The following is a 21,774-nucleotide window of genomic DNA, read 5'->3' as shown; positions in this document are numbered from 1 at the left end:
GGAGCGGGAAGCTAGCCCAGCTGCACCCGCCGGTGGCATGCGGCCAGGGTGGACTCCCTGTGGGACACGGTGATTACCGTGGTGTCGCCGGCGATTGCAGCAACAGCCTCCACCAAGGCACGCTCCGAGGCAGGGTCCAGGCTGGCTGTGGTTTCATCCAGCACCAAAATCTTCGGCTTGATCAGCAGGGCCCTCGCCAAACAGAAGCGGGCACGCTCACCACCGGACAGGCTCACCCCTTGCTCGCCGATCACAGTATCCACGCCATCCGCCCATCGTTCGCCAGCGAGCGGAAGCCCGGCCAGGTCCAAGGCTGACAGGACGTCGGCTTCAGTTGCCGTGGGCTGGGCCAGGCGCATGTTGTCCAGGACGGAACCATGGAAAACCGGGGCGTCCTGCTCCACCAACGTGACCATACGCCGGAACGACGCCTCGTCCACGGCCCAGGCGTCCACGGACTCCCCGCTGCGCGACACCAGCGAGATACTCCCCGAATCCGGCACCCACAGGCGCACCAACAAACGGGCCAACGTGGTCTTTCCTGCGCCGGATGGGCCGCTGATCCCCACATGCTCGCCGGGCGCCACGGACAGGGACGTCGCGCGCAAAGCCGGCGCGCCGTCGTCGTACGTGAACTGCAGGTTCCGGACCTCCAGACCCAGCGGCCCTTGGGGGTTGAACTCCACGAGGGGCCCCGAAACTTTTGCGGCCGAGGGCAGGCTGATGCCCTCCCCAACGCGCTGGGCGCTGGCACGGTGCGGCTGGAGCTGGGTTACGGTGGCAACGCCCTCGGCCACTGGAGCCAGGAGAGTCAGAGTGCCGGCAACCAGGGCGGGCAACCACACAGAATCCAGTCCGGGTTGTGAGATGGCGGCGACGAAGACCGCCACCACGGTGCCCAGGACACACAGCTCGCGCAAGGACGCTGCCAAGGCAAGGAAGGAATTGAGCTTGCTCTGGCCGGCATCCACTGCCAGGCTCTGTTCCTTTAGTTGGCGTTGCGCGTGCTCCCGCAGTCCGAAACCCAGGATCTCGCGGGTGCCGGCCAGCAGGTCCACGGCGAGTACCGACACCCCGGATCTGGCCTCCTGCACCCTCGCCCCCAGCACGGCGCCCCGGCGCAATCCCGGGAGCGTCACCGCCACCAGCGCCACGAACCCCAGCAGCAAGGCCACGGCCAGGCCCGGCCCCAGCGGCCACACCGCAGCCACCCCGGCCACGAACAGCACTGCGGAGCCAGCCAGCTGGGCAACCGTGTGGGCGTAGAAGAACTCCAGCTTTTCAACATCGCCCATGGCCGTGGCGGCGAGTTTTCCGGTGTGCTGGTCTGGCTTGCGGGAAGGGACGCCGCGCGCGAAACCGTCAAAGAGCGCCATGCGCAGCGCGGCCAGGATCCGGTACGCAATGCTGTGCGAGATGTCCATCTCATGCCACGTCAGCACCGCCCTGAACACCACGGCCGCCACCCCGGCAACCCACCATTGGGCGGCTGCGGGCTCTTGCCTCATCACAGCCAGCGCCACAACGTAGGAGCCCACAACAGCAAGGAGAATGAGGGCCAGGTTGTTCAGGATGCCCACAACCGCGGTCCACACGATCCCTGCCCACTCGCCGGACATGTGCGGAACCAGGCCCAGGAGCGGGTTGTGGGGCGTGCGTGCGGTGAGGCTCATAGCGTGGCTGCTTCCTGTTGCTGTGTGTGGAGTTGGCCGTCTGCCAGGCGGAGTACTGTGTCCGCGGCAGCGAGGGCTTCGGGCCGGTGGGCGATCATGAGCACAATCCGGCGTCCGGCTCCGCGGCGTAGCCCCTCCAACACCTGTCCTGCGAGCTCGGTATTGAGGGCGGACGTTGGCTCGTCCAGGAGAAGAACCGGCCTGTCCACCAGGAGTGCCCGTGCAATCGAAAGCCGTTGGAGCTGGCCTCCCGAGACGGATCCGCCCCCTTCGGACAGCACAGTATCCAGCCCGTGGGGCCACTGCCGCAGATCGTCTGCCAGGCCGGCAATCTCCACGACACGCTGGATTTCCACCTCCGTAGCTGCAGGCGCCACCACACGGAGGTTCTCCCGGATGGTCCCCGGAAAGAGGTAACTGCGTTGTGAGACCACGCTGACGTCACTTGGCCTGAGTGGTTGACCGTCCAGGCGGATGCGGCCCTCCCCCGCCGGCAGGAACCCCAGCAGAAGATCGAACAACGTGCTCTTCCCCGCCCCTGACACCCCCGCCAGCGCGGTGAGGCCGCCGGGCTGGATCTCCGCCGACGCATCCCGCAGAACCCAGGGGTCCGCAGCTGAGTATCGGAAGCTCACGTTCTGCAGAGTGAGACGACCGGGAGGCACGACGCCGGGGCGCATCCCGGGCGCGGAAGGGTCTCCTTGCGCCGATCGCGCCTGCCCCTCGCCCGTCAGCGTGCTATCGCCGCGGGCGTCCGCGCCTCCCGCCGCGTCAATACTGCCCAAGGCCGAGAGCCCCAGATACCCGGCATGCCATTGCCGTGCAAGATCCCGTACCGGCCTGAAGACTTCCGACGAGAGCATCAGCAGGAAATACGTGATCGCCGCAGTCTCCGGTCCGGGCAACGGCCGCTGCCCCAGCGCTGCGTACGCGGCCAGCGCGGCGGCGACCAGCATCCCTGACTGGATTCCGAAGTCCGCCAACGCCGTGTCCACCAGGGACGTGCGCATGGTGGACACGGTTGCTTTATGAAGCTCTTGGGACCTGTGATGGAGCCGCGCCCTGGTCCGGGGAACCGCGTGAAGGATCTTGAGGGTCCGCATCCCTTGAAGGGCCTCCAGGAAGTCGGCACTGAGTGCCTCGTAACTGTCCCAGTGCTGCTTTCCGCGTTTCGCCAAGGCCTTTCCCCAGAGCTTCGGCGCACCAACAGCCACGGCCACGGCAAGGGCCAAGGCGAGTGCCAGCAAGGGATTCAGGCACGCGATCCAGACAAGAAGCGCGGGCACCACTATCTGCACTTGGAAAGCGTGGGGGATGTACTGGCTGATGTAGCTGTCCACTCCGTCCACACCTTCGCTCAGGGCCAGCCGCCGGGCTCCGCCGCGGTCCGAGGTATCCCTGAGTCGTTCGGGCTGGAGCAGGCTGTCGGCCAACTTCCGTCGTACCTGCAATCGCACCCCGGAGCCCAAAGAACTGGCAAGCCGGGCGTGGAACTGCTGGATCACAAGGCGCCCCAGGCCACAGGCGAGGACCCCGGCAAGGTAGGGAGTCAGCGGCACGTACGTGCCGCCGTCGGGGTTTCCGGGAACCCGCACCAGAACCACCAGCGCCGCCAGGGCCTGTGCCAGGAACCACGCCTGCAACCAGTAGCTCGCCGTGGTGACGCAGAGCAGGGCTGTCACTCCAGCCAGCCGGCCGCGGTGCCCAGCCGTCATTTGGAAGAGCCTCTTATTGACCAGCATTCGCGGCCCTTTCGTGGTTTGTGGTGAGTGGTTTCCGGATTGCTACGCCCAGCCCATGGAGTGTGGTCCAGCCGCAGCGGGAGCCGGTCCAGCCGCCCACCGGACGAAATTCCAGGGGCAGGTCCGCGCCAAGCGCGGTGTAGAGGATATGAGCGGCCAACGTGGCGGTCCACCACATGGCAGCCGGGGTTGGCGTGCCCAGGATCTCGAAAACCAACAGGGCGTCGAGGCTCCTGACCCAGGACTGCCCGGCACATCGATCGGCCAGTTCCGGATCACGGAGCGACTCCGCGGACAGGACCCGGGCACGGCAGGACGAAGGGGCTGCCTGCGGGAAGGAAAGGAGGGAACGCTCCAGGAGTTCCCCAACCACCCGGCCTGCGTCGGCGGCCGGGCGGGCACGCAAGCGGGATAACCCACAGCTCCTGCGGACAGCCAGCTGCGCCTCCGAAACCCCGGCGATCCGGTCATGGCGGGGCTGCTGGCACCTCGCCGGGGACACTCCCAGCGAGACCGTAGCCAGCGCGAACTCCGGAACAGAGCCGGGCCAACGGCGGGGTGCCACGGCATCCCACCGGGCGTCCACATCCCGGGCAGCGGCATGGTGAACCAAGGCCACCGCCGCGTAGGCAGTATCCGCGATCAGCAGCGGACCCGCACGGTGGTGGTACTTCGCCAGGGTGCGCTGCGGCAGCACGGTCAGCACGACGACGGCGCCCCGCGCGGGTGCCCGCAGACCCCCTTGGGGTGGGGTACCGTCGTCGTGGTTCCGCAGGCGGAGCAACTCACCGCCGCTGCCGTTGAAGCCGGTGCCGTTAAACACGTATGTTCCGGGCGGCACGTCGCAGCCTTCCCCGCAGAGGACCCGCAGTTGCACCGGGTAGCACCCGCCGGCCGACGGCACTGGGCGTTTCCGCACCTTCCCGGGCAGGCCGGTGGCGGGATTCGGGTGGAAGTCCTCGCTCCACCAGATGGCCCGCAGCATGGCGGCCACCGGGAGCCCATCATGCCGCTGGCTCTCAACTGTGCCGGACGCCGGGGAATCTTGAGGGCCGGGCGGCTGCACGGGACCGGGAACCTCGTGGCTCCAGGCTCGGGCAAATCCTGGGGCTAGGAGTACGTGGGGGACGTCCATTACATGTGGGGAGGTGGGGTGAGGGTGAAGTCCTCAGGCAGGGCCGGCGCCGTTTCACGCCACCCGCGCTCCAACGCCGCTGTGGTGAACCTGGGGCAGCCGAGGTAGGCGAAAGCGGCCGGCGCGTTGGGGACCAGCCCTCCCACCACGGCGCGGACAACACTCAGGCCGGTCGCCGCGACGTCGGGAGTGGTCAGTTCACGGGTATAGACGGTGTGGCCGGCCCATTCCAGCCGCCTGTAGAGCTCCGGCATGGACACGTCATCCACGGCGGCAATGTCCACCAGCCCACCTGCGGGCTTGGTGAAGCGTTCCGCAAGGACGTGTGTCCGGGGATCAAGCCACACCTGAACATGCGCACCGAGGTCGCGGACTGAACCGAATCCGGGCCCCACGTCGTCCAGGTATTGACGGTCTTCACGGTGTTCCAAGTACAGCCCCTTGGCCATGAGCCCTGCCGCCACCGCTTGGAACACCCAACCATCGGCGTCGGTGGCACCTTGGGAGTAGATCCAGGTGTGGACAGCCTCCAGGACTGCCTTGCGTGCCGCTTCAGCGGGTTCGTTCTTGCAGGAGAATCCGGCGGCGTACAGCCCCGTGTCCGGATCGAACACCAGGGCCGCCATGCAGGGTGCGAACTCACTGGGCATTTCCACCACCCAGTACTGCAGCCGGCAACCGGCCATGGCGTCCACCAGTCCGGGAACACTCTCCGGCCTGATACCGCGGGTGGGACCGCCCAAATGCCACCACAGTTCCAGGGCGTCGCGTTCGATGGTTTCCAGCACCGCCCTGTCCGTGGCATCAGCGCGGCCCTGCCCGGTGGCGATCCCCGCGTAGTTCAGATGATGGATCCGCGGGAGGTCACGGAAGCGCCGTTGCCGCCAGTTCAGGAGGGTGAGGCTCGCAGGAAGCCACACCTCCGAGCTGTCCGATTCCCGCCTGCACGCTGTCCACAGCGCGGGAGTATCGGCGTCGAGGTTCCGGTAGGGGAATGCCGCACGCTCCCGCTGCCAGTCCGCGAATCGCGGCAGTTGTTCAAGCCCGACGGCGGCCCGGCCTGACGCCGTCAGCTCACGGGCCGTGCCGGTGAAGTAGTGGTGGTCCGGGAGGTCCGCGGGAATGAAGTTGCCGCAGTACCGTTCCATGCCTTCGGCGACGGCCGCGATCCAGGCTTGTCGGCTGTCGCCGAACGTGGTGCCCAGTGAAACGCGGTCGGCGGGCCAGTCTCCCAGCCACCGCGCGTTCGATACCTCCGCGGTCATGGACGTGTATGCGGGTGGGGCGTTCTCCGGGGTGAGAACGGGACGGACCCTGCGGATGATCCCGGTCTGCTCGTCCACCAAAGTGTGCAAGGGAAGCAGGCCCAGGGTTTCGGCTGTTGTGGTCATGATTCTCCGTGGTTGTTCAGGTGGTGCGGCAACGTCTCGGGGGTCGCAGGCGCCCAGTGCCATGTGTGTGGCTGGTCGCCGGGTTGCCACTGGAGGACTGGTGGGCGGCGGTCTCCAAGGGGCCCGGGCTGGGCGCCGGTTGGATCCCAGGCGCTGGCGGCAGCCAGAAAGTCCTTGATCCGGGCCATCAGGCCACCCTGTTGGCGGAGTGCTGCGGCGGCTCCGGCGCCGAGGTCGTTGGCGAGTCGGTGTCCCCATGGTCCCCAAAGGGTTTCCACCAAGGTCCGCGGTGCTGCACTGCCCCAGGCCCTCACCAGGTTCGCAGCTTCGGCAACAAAGAAGTCCCGTTGTCCCGAAATCATCAGGAGCGGCGTGTTCAGCTGGCCATAAAGGGCGTGAAGATCGGCTGGTGTGGCGTCCCAGAGCCGCTTCCAACCAGCGGTGGACCCCGGACCATACGTGGCGTCATCCATGAGGTTGTGAATCATCCAGTCCATCCCGCGCTCCTCAGCCTGCCGGTATATCCGCCGGAGCTCTGCGGCAGGTAAAGGGTGGCGGGACTCCTTGCCGAAACCATGTTGGTGCCACCAGCCAATCCGGTCCCGCAGGCGCGGTGTGCCATCAGGTTCCCTGGCTGTTTCGCAGAGGCCCAGCGCCGGCACCATCGCCACCACGGCCAGGGGTTTGGGAGCGGCTGCCACCGGACGCCGTGTTTCCTCCGGAGCCCGTTCCTTCTCCAGAACCCGTGCTGCTTCAACTGCGCAGTGGGCATCATAGGAGGCTCCAGCCAGAATGAGGGGGCCCCTGAGCAACCCGTTCCCGGCGAGGTAGCGGACGGTTGCAGCTCCGTCCGCGCCCTCCTTGTCATAGGGATTCCATGCGCCGGCGGACCCGTAGCGCCCCCGGACGTCCTGGACCACTACGTCGTATCCGGCACGGCACCAGGCGTGGGCTTGGGCCGCGTACTGGGTCCGGCCGTAGGGTGTCCGGATCAGGACCGCCCCTTGGGCTTCCCCTTCCGCCGGTGCGCGGTAGTGGTCTGCGGTGAGCCGAACGCCGTCGTCAGCGGTGATGTCCAGGTGATCCGGCGCAGTGGCGGGTCTCATGGCAGCGGAGCCCGCAAGCCCTCGCCCAGGCTGGCGGGTTCCGGGAAGGGCAGAACGGGATGTTCGCTGGCTGCCAACGTCAGGGTGTCCAGCCGCCAGAGCGTACGGCGGTGAGCGGCAAGTGACGGCGAATTCCTTTGCCAAGCGGTGATGATGGTGAGCAGTCTGGCCGTGAGCAGGTCCATGGCTACCCCTTGGGGAGCGAAGTCCGTGGCAGCAGCGGGCGTATCCAGCCAGGCCCTCAGTTCGGCGGCGGCCGGTGAGGCTGCGAGCCTGCGCCGGAGTACCTGCCACCCTGTTGGGTCTGCCGGTTCAAGAGACAGCGGATCTACGAAGACCAGGTCGCCTTCTCCGTAGAAGCGGAGCACGGCCGCACGGCCCCCCGGCAGTGCCTCAAAGCGGTTCCGCTCGGCGGGCGTAGCTGCCAGGTGGAGGAGGAGTCCTACGGAGCCGGGTCCCCGGTCGTCACCCACCGTCAGTTCAACCCCGGCCTCGTGGAACACCGGCAGGAGTGCGGCAGCAACGGGTTCGGGGGCTACCAGCCCGATTCGCTCCCGTCCGGCGAGGGGACGCGCACCAGCCTGGCGGCGTTGCAGCAGTTCGTCGCTGATGCCCGTCACCAGGTTCTGGCCACTGCCTGCCGAGGGTGGGAGATGAAAGAAGGCGCCGTCACCGCTGCGGATGGTTGATCTTCCCGCGACGTCAAAGCTGTCTATTGCGGTGCCCATGGTTCCTTCCAAGAGTTGCGGGGGTGGAGCTAAGGGGGTGGGCGCGCCGGCGCGCCCACCCCCTGGCTTAGTGACTAGTCGAACGGGTTCTCGACCAGTGCATTCGAGTGCGTTGCCGACAGGTGTGCCAGCTGCTCGGTCTCTTCAACTTCAACCAAAACCGTGGTCTTTTCCATGGTTGGTCTCCTTTCGGTGGTGGTGGTTGCCTCCGCTGTTGCGGCGACAACGTCACACTATAGTTAATGAGAACCATTCTCAAATTAAGTGAAAGGGAGAGCCAATGAACTCCGAAGTTTTGGTGGTCGCCGACCAAAAAGCGGGCAACGTACAGTTCCTGAATCCGGTCACCGGGGCAGTCCAGCGCCGCCTGGACTCCGTGGTCCTGGCGGAGCACGCCGGGTTCCTGCCGTTGGGAGGCGGACGATGCGCGTTCATCGACGACGCCGGAGGTGCCCTGGTCATCGCCGATGCCTTCACCAACACCCCGCTCCGCACCATTCCCGTGGCCATCCCGGGTGAGCACCTGGCCTGCGACCCCTCGGGCCGCTTCATTGCCGTCACCACCGGGCTTGGTGTCTCCTGGGAACCTTGGAGCGATCTCCTCACGGTTGTGGACCTGGAGTCCGACGGCGGACCCACCTCACGCCGCATCCGCACGAGGGCGGGGGAGCCTGGCGTCGTGGTGGGCGAAACGCCAGAGGGGCCTGCCGCCGTCGTGCGTCACCGCGAACCCGGCGGCATCGAATCCTTCAGCGTGGAGCGGATCCTGGCCGAAGGAGTGCACTGCCCGCCCATGCAAGGGCTGCGGGCTGAGGCCTCCCCCGACGGCCACGGCGACGCCTTCGATCCCGTCACGGGCACCATGTTCGTGGCCACGGGCCAGGGCCTGGAACGCTTCGACATCCGCAAGCCGCAGCCGGAGGCCCTCCAGGCCATCGCGTGGGATGCTCCCGGCCGCGCCTACTTCCTGCGCTTCTGCCCGGGGCGGCGTGTCCTGGTGGCCGTCCTTCGCCACGGTGGCGGGGAGCCCAGAGACTGGGCCCAATGGGGCAACACTTTGTGGGTGCACAACCTGGATACCGGGCTGACGCAGACCACACCACTGGGCCAGGGGTTGGTCTTCCGTTTCGCGCTGACTGCCAACGGCATCGCGACCGCCCGCGTCCATCCGGAGGGCGACGAGCTTTCGGTGCACCACCTTGGGCCGCTGGAGGCAGGCCCACCGGCGCTGCGGGGCACGTGGGATCTCCCCCGCATGGACGGCGCCCCACGGCCCGGCAATGAACCCTGGGACAACGCCGAACGACGCGCCATTGCCGCCTCACCGTCCTCGGAACTCGTCGCCGTGACCCGCGGTGGACATGGCGAACTGCACGTAGTGGACACATCAGCGGCCGGTAGCCCCCTGCGCACCATCACCCTGGGCAGTCCCCTGCACGACGGCGGCCACCTCGCTTGGGTATCTGCTGTGGACGCAGCGCCGGGCGACACGGTGGGACGGTGAATACCCTCGAGGAGGCCGTTCCTGGCAGAGGACTTCGGCCGCATTTCCGTTCCCTCCTGGAACGCTGGGACTCCACACCCCGCCAAGGGCTCCCCCAGTTCGCCGGCGGACAGGCTGCCTTTCTTTGGCGCGGGCCGGGCGAAGCGTTTGCGTCCTTGCACTTGGCAGCCGAGGCCGGGCTACGGGATGCCTGGAATGTTCGCCGGGCCCACCCGGGTGTGGCTGCGCCGCCCGGCGTCCGGCTCCCCACGGCACCGGGCACCATTGTCCGCGGATTCACCATCTCCCCTGACGGAACGCGTATCGCGGCCTTGCTGAGCACCTCCGCCAGCGAACTAGCGGAAACCTGGATCCTCGCTGCCGGGACGCAGCCGGTCCACATCCCGGGCGCGACGGCTTGGTACGCTGCGCCGGTTTGGGAGCCAGACGGTGGCGGGATCTGGGTCTTGACCGGCAAGCCGCCCTGCCAGCAGATCATGCATTGCCCGCTCGACGCCGGTCACCCCCAGGAGCTCCCGTTTCCAACGGATCTTGGCAGCACCACGGGCAGCCGGCTCTCGCTGACGCGCGCCAGGGGGAATCTCCGACTGGCGGCGAAGAACCCGGGGACCGGGACAAGAGAGTGGGAGTTGGAATCAGGGGCCTGGCATCCCACCGCCGCGCCCGCCGGCGGGATCCGCGTGGAACTGGCCTCCGACCACCACGGCACCACAGTCACACTGGATAGCCGCCCCGTGTACCGTTTATCCCCAGCCGAATACGTCTCATCCTTCGCCATCCAACCCCATGCCGATGGCACTGACCTCTGGCTCCAGACGGCCTCCCCGGAACGTCCATCGGGGGTTTTCTGTGTGGATGAACCGGTGCGCTCGAACGAAAGTTCCAGAGACCCCAGCGGCAACATACTCCATCAGAGGGTCACAGCGGTGGCGAGTGACGGCGTCGGCATCCCCCTGGTCATCTCCGCACGGGCTTCAGACCTTGGGCCGGACGGCCTCCCGGCGCGGCCACTGCCCCTGATTCTCACGTGCTACGGCGGTTTTGGCGTGACACACAGGACCGAGGCCGAACCCAGCGTGCCGGCGTGGCTGGAGAGCGGCGGGGTGTACGTGGCTGCGCAACTACGTGGGGGCGGGGAAATGGGCCGGGACTGGCATGAGGCGGGCCGGGGTCCACGGAAGATGCGGACCATCCAGGACCTCATCGACGTGGCCGGATTCCTTACATCGGCCGGTTGGACGACACCTGGGCAGACCGTGCCGTTCGGGGCCTCGCATGGTGGCTTGGTGGTCACCGCAGCAGCCCTCCTGTCCCCCGCCTCATTCGGCGGAGTGGTGGCCGTGGCTCCGTTGCTGGACACCGTGGACCTTCACCGCCATGGCTTGGGAAAGCAATGGCTGCACGAGTTTGGCGCCGACGGGGAGTGCTCTGACCATGATCGGGCGGCCTACTCCCCGGTTCATGTGGTGGGCGGGCTTGGCTCCGCCGCCGGGCTTCCGCCCCTCCTGTGCTGCCTCCTGGGGCGTGACGAACGCGTGGACAACAAAGCCGCCGTGGAGGTTGTTACCGGAATCCGCGAACGCGGGGGCCGGGCCTGGCTGCTCCAAGAGGACCGTGGTGGTCACGGCCAGCGTGCAGCGCCGGACGTACTGGACTTCTCCGCTGCCGTGCTCGCCTTCGCGGCGTCCATTTCCCGCGAGGCTACGCCCGGGTCAGAACCTTGCCCTTGAAGAACTCTGGCCGCACCCTGTACATCACCAGCATGATCACGACGCCCAGCAGGATCACGCCCATTCCCAGGACGAACACCAGCCCCACGCCGCCCACAGAGGAGCCTGAACCATACTCCGGGTCCATTGAGTCCATGGCCGTCTTGACGAACATGACCAACAGGATCACGCCTCCCAGCAAGGGCGCCAGGAACCTGAAGAAGAACGAACGCGCACCGCGGAATGCCTCGGCCCGGAAGAACCAAACGCAGGCCAGTGCTGTGATGCCGTAGTAGAAGCAGATCATCATGCCCAGAGCTGTGATGGTGTCCCACAGCGCATTCTCGGACACGGTGCGGGTGATCACGTAGAAACCGGCGGCGGCGATCGCAGCGGCGATGGTCGCGAAGCTGGGCGACTTGAACGTAGGGCTGATCTTGCCGAACTTCGGCGAGATGGCGCGGTAGTGGCCCATCGCCAGCATGGTTCGGGCCGGGGAAACGAACGTTGACTGCAAAGATGCCGCGGAGCTGCTCAGAATGGCCAGCGACATCAGAATCGCGAAGGGACCCATCACTGGACCGGCAAGCACGGCGAAGATGCTGGACTGGTTTTCCGGGTTTCCGGCACCCAATCCGGTCTCGCCGACGCCGGCGAAGGACAGGGTAGCCAGTGCGACGGTCATGTAGATGACCACGATGACCAGCACTGTGATGGTCGCGGCGCGGCCTGGGGTCTTCTCGGGATTCTTCGTTTCCTCGTTCATGGTGAGGGTGACGTCCCAGCCCCAGTAAATGAAGATTGAGAGCGACACACCTGCGGCGAATTGTGAGAACGAGTCCACGGCGAACGGGTTGAACCAGTCAGGTGAAACAGCGGTGGCATCGAAGGCCGTGCCGTTTGCCACGTGGGCAAATGCGGAGACTGCAAACCAGCCCAGGACCAGCAATTGGAAGGCCACCAGCACGTACTGGACGCCCTTGGTGGTCTCCATGCCGCGGTACGAAATCCAGCAAGCCAAGGCGATGAACACCAGCGTGGTGGCGATGTTCAGCGGAAGGATCTTGCTGAGCTCACCGAGTTCCGGGTTGCTGAAGATCTGGGCAAGCATCAGGTAGAAGAAGTCCACCGCCACAGCCGCCAGGTTGGAGAGGACAATGATCGTGGCCGCGATCAGCCCCCAGCCGCCCATCCATCCGATCCACGGACCGAAGGCGCGCGTGGCCCACGTGAAGGAGGTACCGGCGTCGGGCATTGCGTTGTTCAGTTCGCGGTAGCCCAGCGCCACCAGCAACATGGGGATGAAGCCCACCAGGAAGATGGCGGGCAGGTGCACACCGACCTCGGACACGGTGGGGCCGAGGGCCGCGGTGAGCGTATAGGCGGGTGCGATACAGGAAACGCCGATCACGACGGCGCCGATGAGGCCCACCGATCCGGCCTTCAGCCCTTTTTCACTCAGGGCTGGCGATTCTTTCGACTGGACCGTCTTTGGTGCAGTTGACATGGGTTTTGCCTCTCAGGCGATTGCTAGGCGCTATGGCGCGTGTAGTCGCGGGGAACCACGATCATGGGTACAGGGAGGGCACGCAGGATCCGGTTTGCGGTGCTGCCCAGGAAAGTGGCCCGCTGCTGGGCCAGGCGGCTGGAACCGATCAGCAGGATTTCGCCGTCTTCCCAGTCGAGTCGGTCAACGGCTTCTTCGATGGTGCGCCCTTGGGCTACGACGATCTCCGGCTCTTCTGTTACGGATCCCGCTCCGCCGCTCGCGTCTGCGGAGCTTCCGACGGCGGCAAGCCGGTCGGCCGCATGCACCCAGGCGGCGTCGGCCAACCCAGGCGAGTTACCGCCGTCGAGCGCCAACAGGGAGACGAGCCGCAGTGGAAGGCCACGGTCCCGCGCAGACTCCACTGCGACGTCGAGCAGTTCGTCAGCACCCGGCCGGGTTCCGAAACCGCAGCTCAAGCGCGTGATCGGCTCGGTGCGGTGATAGCCGTGAGGTGCCAAAGCCACCGGCACGGGCGACGAGTGGAGCAGCGAACCCGCCACAGAGCCGATGGTGAAGCGCTTGAAGAGGCCGCTGTTGGTGGCGCCGATGACCAGTGCCGCAGCGTCGAATTCCACGGCGGCATCGATCAGCGCCTGGGCCTCGGAATCACCGCGCCGGATGTGGGCGCGGGCAGTGACGTCGTCCGGAACCAAGGCGAGGCCTTCATCGAGCCAGCGCTGTGCCTGCTCGTTGAGGATGTCGTCATAGCCGGTCTCAGGCGGGTAGACGGCGTTGAACGGGGAATCTTCCGGGATCACCAGAACCAGATCCAGGCTGACATCGTGGTTCCGGGCCAGCGCAACGGCAAGGTGAACGGCGTCGTGCCCCCTCGCGTTGGCGGTGTAGCCCACTACGTAGCGCATGGTGGTCCTTCCTGTGGTGCTTAAACCGGTTACTGCTTAAACAGTGGAGCCGGCAGGCCGGGAATGGTGCTCCCCCCGGCCTGCCGGTGCTCGTACGAAATGCCTTAGGCGACGGGCAGCGCGCTCAGCTTGTTGGCCTCAACAATGCGGGCGGCGGTTGCCTGGCCCATGCGGACGGCGCCGTCGACGTGCTGGTAACCCTCGGCCGCGAGGTCGGAGGAAGACCAGTAGATCGGTCCTACGTTGGCGTGCTGGTCCTTGCCGTAGCGGTGCAGGCCACCGAGATCATAGCTGGAAGCGTAGGCGCCGCGGGTCCATTCTTCGGAGCCCCAGTCGGACTCGTAGTAGACCTCGGGCGTGAGGGCCTTATCGCCCAGGAAGCCGGCGATGGACTCGAGGATGGCCTTCTTGCGGTCCTCGGCGCTGAGTTCGAAGACGGCGTCGGCCTTTTCGTCGGATACGAAGCCCACCAAAGTGCCGCGGGTGTCGCCATGGTTGGTGTTGTCGTAGACCTCCTGGACCAGCGCGCCTGCGCTGAAGCCGGTGCCGGAGAGTCCTTCTTCGCGCCAGAACGGGGTGTCATACACGGCGTGGACCTTGATGACCAGGCCCAGGGACTGGTGCTGGTGCATCTGGTGCTGGCGGCGCGGCAGCGGGGGCTCGAACGAGACACGGGAGTACAGGTTCGGCGGCACGGCCATGATCACGTACCGCGCGTTGACGGTTGCCTGCTCGGACACGACAGTCACGTTGTTGTCGTCCCACTTGATGGTTCGGACCGGGCTGTTGAGGACGACGTCGTCGCCCAACTCTGCTGCCTGCAGCAGCGAGACCTGCTGCATACCGCCGATGACGCGCTTGTCCAGGATGAAGTCCTCGTCCGTCAGGTGCGTGAACGAGCCGGCAGAGGCGGCCATGAGGACTGCCTGCAACGCGGAGAAGGCGTGGGCAGGCTTGGTGAGCATGCCGCCGGCGATGAAGAGGCCAATGTTGTTGCAGGCCTCTTCATCACTGGAGTTCTGGCGGAGCCAGTGGTGGAAGGAGATGGTGTCCAGCTCGCGTGCCTTGGGGTGTGCCCAGGGCTCGGTGGGGCCGATCTCGGCGGCGAGGCCGTCCAGGATGGCGACGAGCTTGTCCATCTCGGCCTTGGTGGTTTCGTTCACCGGGAAAGTGTCACCGGTGTACTGCGTGCGCTTGCCGTCTGCGCCGATGTAGACGGACTCGCCGTCGCGGTAGCGTGAGTACATTTTCAGTCCGAGCTCGTCCAGCAGCTCCATGAGCACCGTCTGGTCCGGGGAAACCCACTGGCCGCCGATTTCCAGCATGGCGCCGTCGATGGTGTCGGTCCAGGTGCGGCCGCCCACGCGGTCGCGTGCTTCGAGCACTGCGACGCTGAGTCCGGCCTTCTTCAATTCGCGTGCCGCCGTCAGCCCTGACGGTCCGGCACCGACGATCACAACGTCGCGATCAAGATTCTGCATGATGTCCTCTCCGTGGCCGTCCATGGTGGCTGACCAATAAATGAATGCCATTCATTTATATCCATAGTAGCGTTGGAGTCGGCCGCTGTGAAGGCCCGATGGAATAATGCTGGGGACACAGGCAGCAGAAAGGCTTCCGATGCCCGCACCAACTCCCGCTCCTTCCGCGCTCCCCGCGCGCCGCCGCGCCGGTCGGCCGACCGCGGCGGTCCTGGACCAGGACGGCATCACGACGGCGGCACTCGACTTGATCAGCAGTAAGGGTTACGACGGACTCACCATGGCGGCCCTCGCACGTTCCCTCGGCGTCGCGCCTTCTGCCCTGTACAACCACGTAGCCTCCAAGGATGACGTGTTGCTGCTGCTGGAGGACCACTTGGCGGCGATGGTGGATGTCTCAGCCTTTGGGGTGGAGCCGTGGGATGTTGCCGTGCGTCGTTGGGCGTGGTCCTACCGGGATGTGTTCTCGGAGCATACGCCGCTGATCCCCGTGATTGCAGTACTTCCGGTGGCCAATGCCCCGAAGACCCTGGCCATGTACGAGGCCGTGACCGCAGGCTTCCGGGACGCCGGATTCCCCGAAGAAAAAATCATCTCGGCAATTGTCGCGTTGGAAGCCTTTGTGTTCGGGGCCGCTTACGACGTCACCGCGCCGGAGGACATCTTCGACGCCGGCCGCCTCGCCGAACAGGTCCCCAACTTCACGGCCGCCGTGGACCGGCTGGCCATGGAACAGCATGCGCGTCCCACTGATGTTGCTTTCAGTTTGGGACTCGAGGCCCTGATTACGGGTTTCGGGGCGCTGCGGGGGTAGGTTTTTTAGGCGTTGAGGGCCGCGCCGCCGGCAAAATATCCATTTCGTATCCCGTATCGACGCGCGACTTTTCTCCCTCAGAGGGCGTAGTGACCGGTAGCACCATCGTCGCTGCCCCGTACCCTCACGCCTCAAAATCATATGTCGTCGAAAATGGCCGAAATGGTGCAGGACTAAACGAAGCGAGCCCGGCCTTTCAACGATGCGGCTCGTTGGCTGCTCTTCGTGAATTCACGTTAGGCAGGGCAATATTCTTTGAGCGTCCCGCTTCCCGTCACTCCGCCGGGTGGATCAGCTCGGGTCCGTTATTGCGGACGCTGTTCAACCGGGTGCTGACGATCCGGGGTGTCAGCGTCGGTTCGGGCAAAGAGTCGAGCAGGTGTTGGACATCGGCTTTGTCGGTCAGGCCCGGGTCGTGCCATTCCGCGAAGCGGTCCTTTGGGATGACAATAGGCGATCGCTCGTGAATGTGGCCCAAAGCGTTCTGGGTCGTTGTGGTCAGGACTGTGCAGGTCAACAGCCACCGTTCGGGATCGTCCAGGACGGCGCCAGACCCCACTTTGCGATCAGCAGGCGCCGGTCAAGGGTGCCCTCATCCAGGCGCTCTGCCACGATCGGCACGTTCTGGGTCGGGGCCACGTTCCAACTCGGCCCTGGCAGGCTGCCTTCAACCTCCTTGGCCTCAAAATGGCTCAGAAGATCGCCCGCTGCTTTGGACATCACTTATCTGCCGCACATAAGCCCATTCTGCCCACAAACCCCAAGAGCGGAGGCCCCTTGGGATCAGTTCTCTGGATCGACGTGTAGAGGCATTGGCGGCAGTATCGGGATCGGCCGGGATTCTAAAGGGTCTCCAGCCAGAGCGTCCCCCGCCTTTGTATGCAACATCATCACTCCCCTCATTGCGTTCTCCTGAACTGTCTTGAGAAGGGCCACCAGCTGCTCTACCTCCACCCGGTGCTCAAAGTAGGTAACAGTCTTCGTGTCGGAGAGCCAGGATAAAAAGTTTCCGTCTGTGTGCTTGTGGTCCCCAGCACTCCGAAGTACGAGCGGGCCTTCGGGGTTGTCCAGTATGAACTTCTCCAGCCTTTCATCGATGTGGACCATGGCGTCGCGTAGTTCCTTTAGCGTCTTGAGGTCGTCACTGACACCGGCGATCTCGCGCAGAACCTCACCTCGTTTCGGAAATGCCCTGTTCAGACGCTTGTGCCGCGATGGCAGCGGCCACAGAAACGTGCCCACCGTCGCGGAATGAGAGATCAGCAGCTGAATGTCATCCCACGGGTCTTCGGATCCTTCAAGCAGCCGTCGCCCGGCCTGGTAGGCAGAAAAAGCCTGCACACTAACTTCGAAGAGCAGCGAGGGGAACCTATAGTTGTGTTCATAAAAGGGGGCACCATGGAGTTGCTAGGTGTAGTAATTGCAGCAGGATTGTTGATCGTTGCGGCAATCGCGCTTTATCTGTTGAGGCGGACCAAGCAGCGGCCGGTCGATTCGGATCCGGAGTCAGAACGTGCACTCCGGGATTTCCACCGTGGAAAGACCCTCGGTCACTCCCATTACGTCGGGCTGGACAACACGGGCCACTGGAGGTAGCCGGGCCGGGTATAAACCGGGACACTGAGGCATGACTGATCCGGTACCGCGGCCCGGACCCGGCCGGGCTCGTCGTGGTCTGAGGTGGTTTCGCTGCCTGGCGGTGCTGTTCACCGTGGCCGCTGCGGCTTCACTCGTGCTGGTGGCCATTGATCTGTTCATTGGCCGGCCCGCGGCAGGGGATCTGTTTATCGCCAGATTAAACGCCCTGGCCGCCGTTGTGTTGTGGCGCTTTGTGGCTAACACGTCGATGCATGACGAAGGGCCGGCCTTGTGGCCGGCCCTTCTGGTTTCCTCGGACAAAGGAAATCTGTGGTGCAGCGTCGTTGCTGTAGTGGTGTTAGAGCTTGTGGTGTTCCTGGGTGTGCGCGAAATCGACCGGCCCCAGGGGTTCGCCGGCGGTGAGCAGCTGAAGTTCGATGAGGTCTTCGAGGACGCTGGCGTCCGGTGCTGGTTTGTCGTCCTCGGTCAGGATGTATTCGGTTCCCATGCGGCTCTCCCAGGTGCAGTGCCGACACGACCACCATCACCGGGCCTGGCAGCGAAGCCGCCACCACCACCGTAAACAACATGAGCGGCAAGGTACTCACCCGAAAGCTCTTCCACGGCGCCACCGCGACCGGAACAGCAGACACCTCCACCTACAGCTACGACGCGCTCGGCCAGCTGACCGGCATGACGGACACCGTCGGCAACGACTGGTCCTGGACCTTCGACGCCGCCGGACGGGAAATCTCTGCAGTCGATCCGGACTCAGGTGCCCGCAGCACGACGTACGACGCGGCCGGCCGCAAAGCCAGCACAACGGACGCGGCCAACGCTGTCATCGGGTACGTCTACGACGATTTGGACCGTGTCGTGAAGAAAACTCTCGGAACCGGAGCAACAGCCCCACCCCTTGAGACCTACACCTATGACGGGAACAAGAAGGGCCAGCTCAGCACCAGCAAGCGTTACAACGGGGCAGCGCTAAACCAGGTCGTCACCACGACACTGACCGGCTACAACGCCGCGTACCAGCCCGGCACGGTATCGGTGCAGCTTCCAACAGCTTTGGACGCCGCCGCACCGACGTACACCACCACCCGCAGCTACACCTCCACCGGGCAAATCGAGCAGGAAACCCGACCTACCATTGGGGCGATGCCCGGTGAGACACTGACCCACGTCTACAACACCTTTGATCTCCAGACTTCGGTGTTCAACGACAACTGGGACACCTTCGTCGGGGACACCCAGTTCAACCACCTGGGCCAAATGGCCCAGTACGCCCAATACGACAACAACAACACCGTCGGCGGCACCGCCAACACCACCGGCCGGAACCAAGTCAACTTCACCTGGGACGCCACCACCGGCCGCCTCACCAACCAGTGGTCCACGAACAACACACGCAACGTCGAAACCGACCTGGGCAAAACCACCTACGCCTACAACCCCGCAGGAAAAATAACAGCCCGAGAACTATCGTTCACGAGCCGTCCATCGACACCCTCGGACTATCAGTGCTATAGCTACGACCACGCCTCCCGGCTCGCCGCCGTATGGACGCCCACGGCCAAGGCCTGCACCACAGTGCCGGCTTCGACGGACACCGCCGTCGCCGGCATCAGCGGCCCGGCTGGGTACGCCCAGACGTACACCTACACCCCGGCCGGCGACCGTGCCGAAGTCAAGCGCTTCAACAACACGGGCGCCCTGGCCGTCAAGGAAACCTATACCTACCCCGCAGCCGGCACCGCAGGGCCCCACCGGGTCACAAAAATCGACAGAGTGCCAACCGCTGGCACTGCATCCACCCAGAACTTCGCCTGGGATACCGCCGGCAGGATAATCGACCGGGCCGGCCAAGCACTCACCTACACCCCCGACGGACACTTGGCCACCAGCACCGGGGCTAGCACTGTTCCGGCGAACCCAAACCCTAACGCCACCACAGCGACGCCACCATCGGCTACCTCCGCGATCGCTGCCGCGCCCGGTGAAAGGTTCTACGACGCCGACGGCAACCTCGTCGGCATCAAGGACGGCACCGGAACCACCATCACGGTCGGCTCTGTGACCGCCCACACCAGCACCACCAACGTAAAGACAGCGACCTGCACGTACACCTTTGCAGGCAAAACGATTGCAGAACGCACAGTCTCCGCCGCCGGAATGAAGCTAGTCTTCGTCATCGGTGACACTGTCAACACTGCCCAAACCATGACCCTGCCCACCACGGGCAGCGGCCCAATCACCACCATTTCCCGGTACACCGACCCCCTCGGACTCACCCGCGGACCGAACGCAACAGCAACGGCGAACAACCCCTATGCCGCGGCACCCGTCACGACAGCCGGAGTGGCATCCAACGCAGCCAACTCCGCAGGCTTCGGGTCTGTCAACGGCTACATCTCCGGGCTTGATGACACCGTCAGCTCGCTGACCCACCTCGGCGCACGGGAAATGGATCCCGTCACGGGCATCTTCACTGCACCAGATCCCATCCTCAGCACCGAAGACCAACGCGGGTTCACCCCCTACACCTACGCCTTCGGCAATGTCATCAACACTTCCGACCCCAGTGGCCTCAACCCCACCTGCGACTGCGACGATGACCGCAAGGGTACTTACTCCTACAAAGGCAACGGCCAATACAACGACGGAACGCAGGTCGTCCAAGAGCCTTGGTACATGAAACCGGCCGACATCTGGTCATGGTTCAACAGATTCAGTTCAGCCGCCACGAACTACCAGCCCAAATGGGTTACTAACGGGGCAGGTAGGCAGGTTGCCCGGGGTGCCGACCTGGGCGACCCAGCAACTCAAGCGGCCACAGCAAAGGCGTGGCAGAGTTTCCTCACCTTCGCCGAACAGGAAGCCAGTGCTGCCGGCGCGGGCGGCGTTGCAAAGGGTGTCGGGTGGGGCGCCAAAACAGCGGTAGGTGCAGCCAAAATTGCGGCCGGCGCATCCGCCGCAACAAAGATCGCTCCCTTTACATTGAAGTCGCTGGGAAAGTCCTTGTACCAATCCCCGGCAGGCCTCATTTATGGACCCAGCAAAAATCATGGGCACAGGCTCACCCATGTCCTCCAACATGCCTTCGACGACCCAACAAAAAAGCTACACACCAGGTTTTCCAGCGGAATGGGCGCATTAAAGACAGTGGACGAAGCATGGCTCCTCAGGGGAGGCCCCGTCCCGGGTAACCCCAGCAAGTATATTGTTCCTATGGGAAAGCAAGTAGGTGCCGGCGGCGAAACAAACGTCACGATCATCGTCAGACCCGGCACGACTGAGCTAATTACGGCGTTCCCGTCACCATGAGACACGAAATCGTGTGCCCGAATTGCGGGCAAGACTGGGTCAAACCCTATCGAATTAAGAAGACGGACGAGCTCTTCCAGCTCTGTGATGAATGTGATGCGGTTTGGGCCATAGGAATCGAACCCAACTTGAAGGCTCTTTGGGACTTCAGAGCGTTCATGGCAGTGCGTGGATTGTCTGATGTGGAGGACGAAGTCGAGGAAGTGGACTTGACGTGAATGCCATCATCACAGGAACACGTCCCCCAGCCTTTCCATCCCTGTAAGCGCCTTCATCGTCTGTCCCGTGTGTCGTCAGAGTCATGTTGAGACGCATCGGGTGAAGGCGACCGGTGAGGTGATTCAAGTCTGCGACGAGTGCGACTCGCTCTGGAGTGTTGGAACCGTGCCAAACACGACGGAGTACGACATCGTCGAAGAATTTTTGAGGGACCGCGGGCTCAGTCCCCTCTGGGATGAAATCGAGAAAGTGGACCGGCCGTAGTGTGCTCATGCGATGCATCAAATACAGACGGGACGGCCTACTCCGCGGATGACTACGCCGTGTGCCCAAGGTGTGGGCAAGGCCGGGTCGAAAGCCAGCGCGCAAAGAAGACGGGAGACGTCTTTCAACTCTGCGATGAATGCGACGCGGTTTGGCCCGAGGGAGTTGAGCCCAATCTGGCACAGTTCGGTACTTTCGACACCTATACGGCTGTTCGTGGACTGCCCGAAATCGGGGAAGTCGAGACAGTGAATTATCGTGAATTCCATGCCGTGGTGAGTAAAGACGAAGTCATCCGTAAGTTGCTTGTTTCGGGCCTAGCCGACTGGGTTTCCTTGCATGACGTCGTGTGGTGGGGCACTAGAGGCACCCTTAGCCCAAGTACGAAGCGGGTAGTCCTGGACGTCCTTCACTCCGTCTATTCGGAGGGGCTCATGGTGCCTGGAGAGCTCGGTGAGACGGGTTTTGAGGATTGGGCACCCCCCTTAGAAACATGGGTTATTCGATCAGAGATGGCCCTCGACGCCCTAGAGTGGCGACCAATGGGTGAAGGCTTTTGGCTGCGGCTAACGCTGGGGGAGAGACCCTCGCGCACCAATATGAAGCCGAAGGAGAGGACCTCGCGGAGTAGTAGCGCCTCCGGCGAAAGCGTGGGTTATTCGGTCAGAGATGGCACTCGGCGCTGTGGACT

19 protein-coding genes are annotated in these 21,774 nt (G+C 64.6%); 5 read left to right on the top strand and 14 right to left on the bottom strand.

Features of this window, described 5'->3' with window-relative positions:
- Positions 1–11: 11 nt before the first annotated feature.
- The 7 genes from ABQM86_RS00780 to amiA form a co-directional block, all read right to left on the bottom strand.
- On the bottom strand, positions 12–1,673 hold the full coding sequence (locus ABQM86_RS00780) for an amino acid ABC transporter ATP-binding/permease protein (RefSeq protein WP_369745709.1): 1,662 nt from the start codon (positions 1,671–1,673) through the stop codon (positions 12–14).
- Positions 1,670–3,388, bottom strand: a complete 1,719-nt coding sequence (locus ABQM86_RS00775; RefSeq protein WP_369745708.1) for an ABC transporter ATP-binding protein/permease — start codon at positions 3,386–3,388, stop codon at positions 1,670–1,672. Before ABQM86_RS00775 ends, ABQM86_RS00780 begins: the two co-directional genes overlap by 4 nt.
- Positions 3,389–3,401: 13 nt before the next feature.
- The gene (locus tag ABQM86_RS00770) at positions 3,402–4,481 is read right to left on the bottom strand and encodes a hypothetical protein (protein ID WP_369745707.1); all 1,080 of its coding nucleotides are present in this window, start codon (positions 4,479–4,481) and stop codon (positions 3,402–3,404) included.
- Positions 4,482–4,549: 68 nt separating this feature from the next.
- The gene (locus tag ABQM86_RS00765; RefSeq protein ID WP_369745706.1) at positions 4,550–5,941 is read right to left on the bottom strand and encodes a YcaO-like family protein; all 1,392 of its coding nucleotides are present in this window, start codon (positions 5,939–5,941) and stop codon (positions 4,550–4,552) included.
- A complete protein-coding gene (locus ABQM86_RS00760; RefSeq protein WP_369745705.1) occupies positions 5,938–7,047 on the bottom strand; it encodes a CocE/NonD family hydrolase in 1,110 nt (369 codons plus the stop codon). The genes ABQM86_RS00765 and ABQM86_RS00760 overlap by 4 nt, the downstream gene beginning before the upstream one ends.
- On the bottom strand, positions 7,044–7,775 hold the full coding sequence (locus tag ABQM86_RS00755) for a hypothetical protein (RefSeq protein ID WP_369745704.1): 732 nt from the start codon (positions 7,773–7,775) through the stop codon (positions 7,044–7,046). Before ABQM86_RS00755 ends, ABQM86_RS00760 begins: the two co-directional genes overlap by 4 nt.
- Before the next feature lie 74 nt (positions 7,776–7,849).
- A complete protein-coding gene (amiA, locus tag ABQM86_RS00750) occupies positions 7,850–7,951 on the bottom strand; it encodes a streptamidine family RiPP (RefSeq protein WP_242703463.1) in 102 nt (33 codons plus the stop codon).
- 104 nt (positions 7,952–8,055) lie between these two features.
- On the opposite strand from amiA, the gene ABQM86_RS00745 reads away from it, so the two are divergent.
- Positions 8,056–9,279 carry a YncE family protein gene (locus ABQM86_RS00745; RefSeq protein ID WP_369745703.1) on the top strand — a complete coding sequence of 408 codons (1,224 nt, stop codon included), beginning with the start codon at positions 8,056–8,058 and terminating at the stop codon, positions 9,277–9,279.
- A complete protein-coding gene (locus ABQM86_RS00740) occupies positions 9,276–11,009 on the top strand; it encodes a prolyl oligopeptidase family serine peptidase (RefSeq protein ID WP_369745702.1) in 1,734 nt (577 codons plus the stop codon). Before ABQM86_RS00745 ends, ABQM86_RS00740 begins: the two co-directional genes overlap by 4 nt.
- On the opposite strand, the gene ABQM86_RS00735 is transcribed toward ABQM86_RS00740, so the two are convergent.
- From ABQM86_RS00735 to ABQM86_RS00725, 3 genes are all read right to left on the bottom strand, one after another.
- A complete protein-coding gene (locus ABQM86_RS00735) occupies positions 10,981–12,495 on the bottom strand; it encodes an APC family permease (protein WP_369745701.1) in 1,515 nt (504 codons plus the stop codon). The two genes, ABQM86_RS00740 and ABQM86_RS00735, sit on opposite strands and share 29 nt — an antisense overlap.
- A gap of 23 nt (positions 12,496–12,518) precedes the next feature.
- Entirely contained in the window at positions 12,519–13,400 is an 882-nt protein-coding gene (locus ABQM86_RS00730) for a universal stress protein (protein WP_369745700.1), read from the bottom strand.
- Positions 13,401–13,504: 104 nt separating this feature from the next.
- Positions 13,505–14,932: a flavin monoamine oxidase family protein gene (locus tag ABQM86_RS00725; RefSeq protein WP_369745699.1), complete on the bottom strand. Its 1,428-nt coding sequence runs from the start codon at positions 14,930–14,932 to the stop codon at positions 13,505–13,507.
- 55 nt (positions 14,933–14,987) lie between these two features.
- Between ABQM86_RS00725 and ABQM86_RS00720 the strand changes: the two genes are divergently transcribed.
- Complete coding sequence (locus tag ABQM86_RS00720) at positions 14,988–15,695, top strand: TetR/AcrR family transcriptional regulator (RefSeq protein WP_369745698.1); 708 nt, start codon at positions 14,988–14,990, stop codon at positions 15,693–15,695.
- A 274-nt stretch (positions 15,696–15,969) separates the two neighbouring features.
- Here the strand turns inward: ABQM86_RS00720 and ABQM86_RS00715 are convergent, their stop codons facing one another.
- The 3 genes from ABQM86_RS00715 to ABQM86_RS00705 form a co-directional block, all read right to left on the bottom strand.
- Complete coding sequence (locus tag ABQM86_RS00715) at positions 15,970–16,254, bottom strand: SOS response-associated peptidase family protein (RefSeq protein WP_369745697.1); 285 nt, start codon at positions 16,252–16,254, stop codon at positions 15,970–15,972.
- A complete protein-coding gene (locus tag ABQM86_RS00710; protein WP_369745696.1) occupies positions 16,209–16,415 on the bottom strand; it encodes an SOS response-associated peptidase family protein in 207 nt (68 codons plus the stop codon). Before ABQM86_RS00710 ends, ABQM86_RS00715 begins: the two co-directional genes overlap by 46 nt.
- 63 nt (positions 16,416–16,478) lie before the next feature.
- The gene (locus ABQM86_RS00705; RefSeq protein WP_369745695.1) at positions 16,479–16,802 is read right to left on the bottom strand and encodes a hypothetical protein; all 324 of its coding nucleotides are present in this window, start codon (positions 16,800–16,802) and stop codon (positions 16,479–16,481) included.
- A gap of 144 nt (positions 16,803–16,946) precedes the next feature.
- On the opposite strand from ABQM86_RS00705, the gene ABQM86_RS00700 reads away from it, so the two are divergent.
- The gene (locus tag ABQM86_RS00700; RefSeq protein ID WP_369745694.1) at positions 16,947–17,291 is read left to right on the top strand and encodes a hypothetical protein; all 345 of its coding nucleotides are present in this window, start codon (positions 16,947–16,949) and stop codon (positions 17,289–17,291) included.
- A 340-nt stretch (positions 17,292–17,631) separates the two neighbouring features.
- On the opposite strand, the gene ABQM86_RS00695 is transcribed toward ABQM86_RS00700, so the two are convergent.
- Complete coding sequence (locus ABQM86_RS00695) at positions 17,632–17,781, bottom strand: hypothetical protein (RefSeq protein ID WP_369745693.1); 150 nt, start codon at positions 17,779–17,781, stop codon at positions 17,632–17,634.
- 80 nt (positions 17,782–17,861) lie between these two features.
- Between ABQM86_RS00695 and ABQM86_RS00690 the strand changes: the two genes are divergently transcribed.
- The gene (locus tag ABQM86_RS00690) at positions 17,862–20,600 is read left to right on the top strand and encodes an RHS repeat-associated core domain-containing protein (RefSeq protein WP_369745692.1); all 2,739 of its coding nucleotides are present in this window, start codon (positions 17,862–17,864) and stop codon (positions 20,598–20,600) included.
- The last annotated feature ends 1,174 nt before the right edge of the window (positions 20,601–21,774 follow it).

The organism is Paenarthrobacter sp. AMU7, assembly GCF_041200195.1.
Classification (GTDB): Bacteria; Actinomycetota; Actinomycetes; order Actinomycetales; family Micrococcaceae; genus Arthrobacter.
The sequence above is the reverse complement of the archived record's forward strand: the minus strand, read 5'-3'. Positions and strand labels throughout refer to the sequence as shown.

Bases quoted from the DNA above. Each gene is read 5' to 3' on its own strand.
- ABQM86_RS00700 (WP_369745694.1), top strand. From the start codon at position 16,947: ATGAGAGATCAGCAGCTGAATGTCATCCCACGGGTCTTCGGATCCTTC.
- ABQM86_RS00690 (WP_369745692.1), top strand. From the start codon at position 17,862: ATGAGCGGCAAGGTACTCACCCGAAAGCTCTTCCACGGCGCCACCGCG.
- ABQM86_RS00735 (WP_369745701.1), bottom strand. From the start codon at position 12,495: ATGTCAACTGCACCAAAGACGGTCCAGTCGAAAGAATCGCCAGCCCTG.
- ABQM86_RS00720 (WP_369745698.1), top strand. From the start codon at position 14,988: ATGCTGGGGACACAGGCAGCAGAAAGGCTTCCGATGCCCGCACCAACT.
- ABQM86_RS00755 (WP_369745704.1), bottom strand. From the start codon at position 7,775: ATGGGCACCGCAATAGACAGCTTTGACGTCGCGGGAAGATCAACCATC.
- ABQM86_RS00760 (WP_369745705.1), bottom strand. From the start codon at position 7,047: ATGAGACCCGCCACTGCGCCGGATCACCTGGACATCACCGCTGACGAC.
- ABQM86_RS00710 (WP_369745696.1), bottom strand. From the start codon at position 16,415: ATGTCCAAAGCAGCGGGCGATCTTCTGAGCCATTTTGAGGCCAAGGAG.
- ABQM86_RS00745 (WP_369745703.1), top strand. From the start codon at position 8,056: ATGAACTCCGAAGTTTTGGTGGTCGCCGACCAAAAAGCGGGCAACGTA.
- ABQM86_RS00705 (WP_369745695.1), bottom strand. From the start codon at position 16,802: ATGGTCCACATCGATGAAAGGCTGGAGAAGTTCATACTGGACAACCCC.
- ABQM86_RS00765 (WP_369745706.1), bottom strand. From the start codon at position 5,941: ATGACCACAACAGCCGAAACCCTGGGCCTGCTTCCCTTGCACACTTTG.
- ABQM86_RS00725 (WP_369745699.1), bottom strand. From the start codon at position 14,932: ATGGCATTCATTTATTGGTCAGCCACCATGGACGGCCACGGAGAGGAC.
- ABQM86_RS00775 (WP_369745708.1), bottom strand. From the start codon at position 3,388: ATGACGGCTGGGCACCGCGGCCGGCTGGCTGGAGTGACAGCCCTGCTC.
- amiA (WP_242703463.1), bottom strand. From the start codon at position 7,951: ATGGAAAAGACCACGGTTTTGGTTGAAGTTGAAGAGACCGAGCAGCTG.
- ABQM86_RS00780 (WP_369745709.1), bottom strand. From the start codon at position 1,673: ATGAGCCTCACCGCACGCACGCCCCACAACCCGCTCCTGGGCCTGGTT.
- ABQM86_RS00730 (WP_369745700.1), bottom strand. From the start codon at position 13,400: ATGCGCTACGTAGTGGGCTACACCGCCAACGCGAGGGGGCACGACGCC.
- ABQM86_RS00695 (WP_369745693.1), bottom strand. From the start codon at position 17,781: ATGGGAACCGAATACATCCTGACCGAGGACGACAAACCAGCACCGGAC.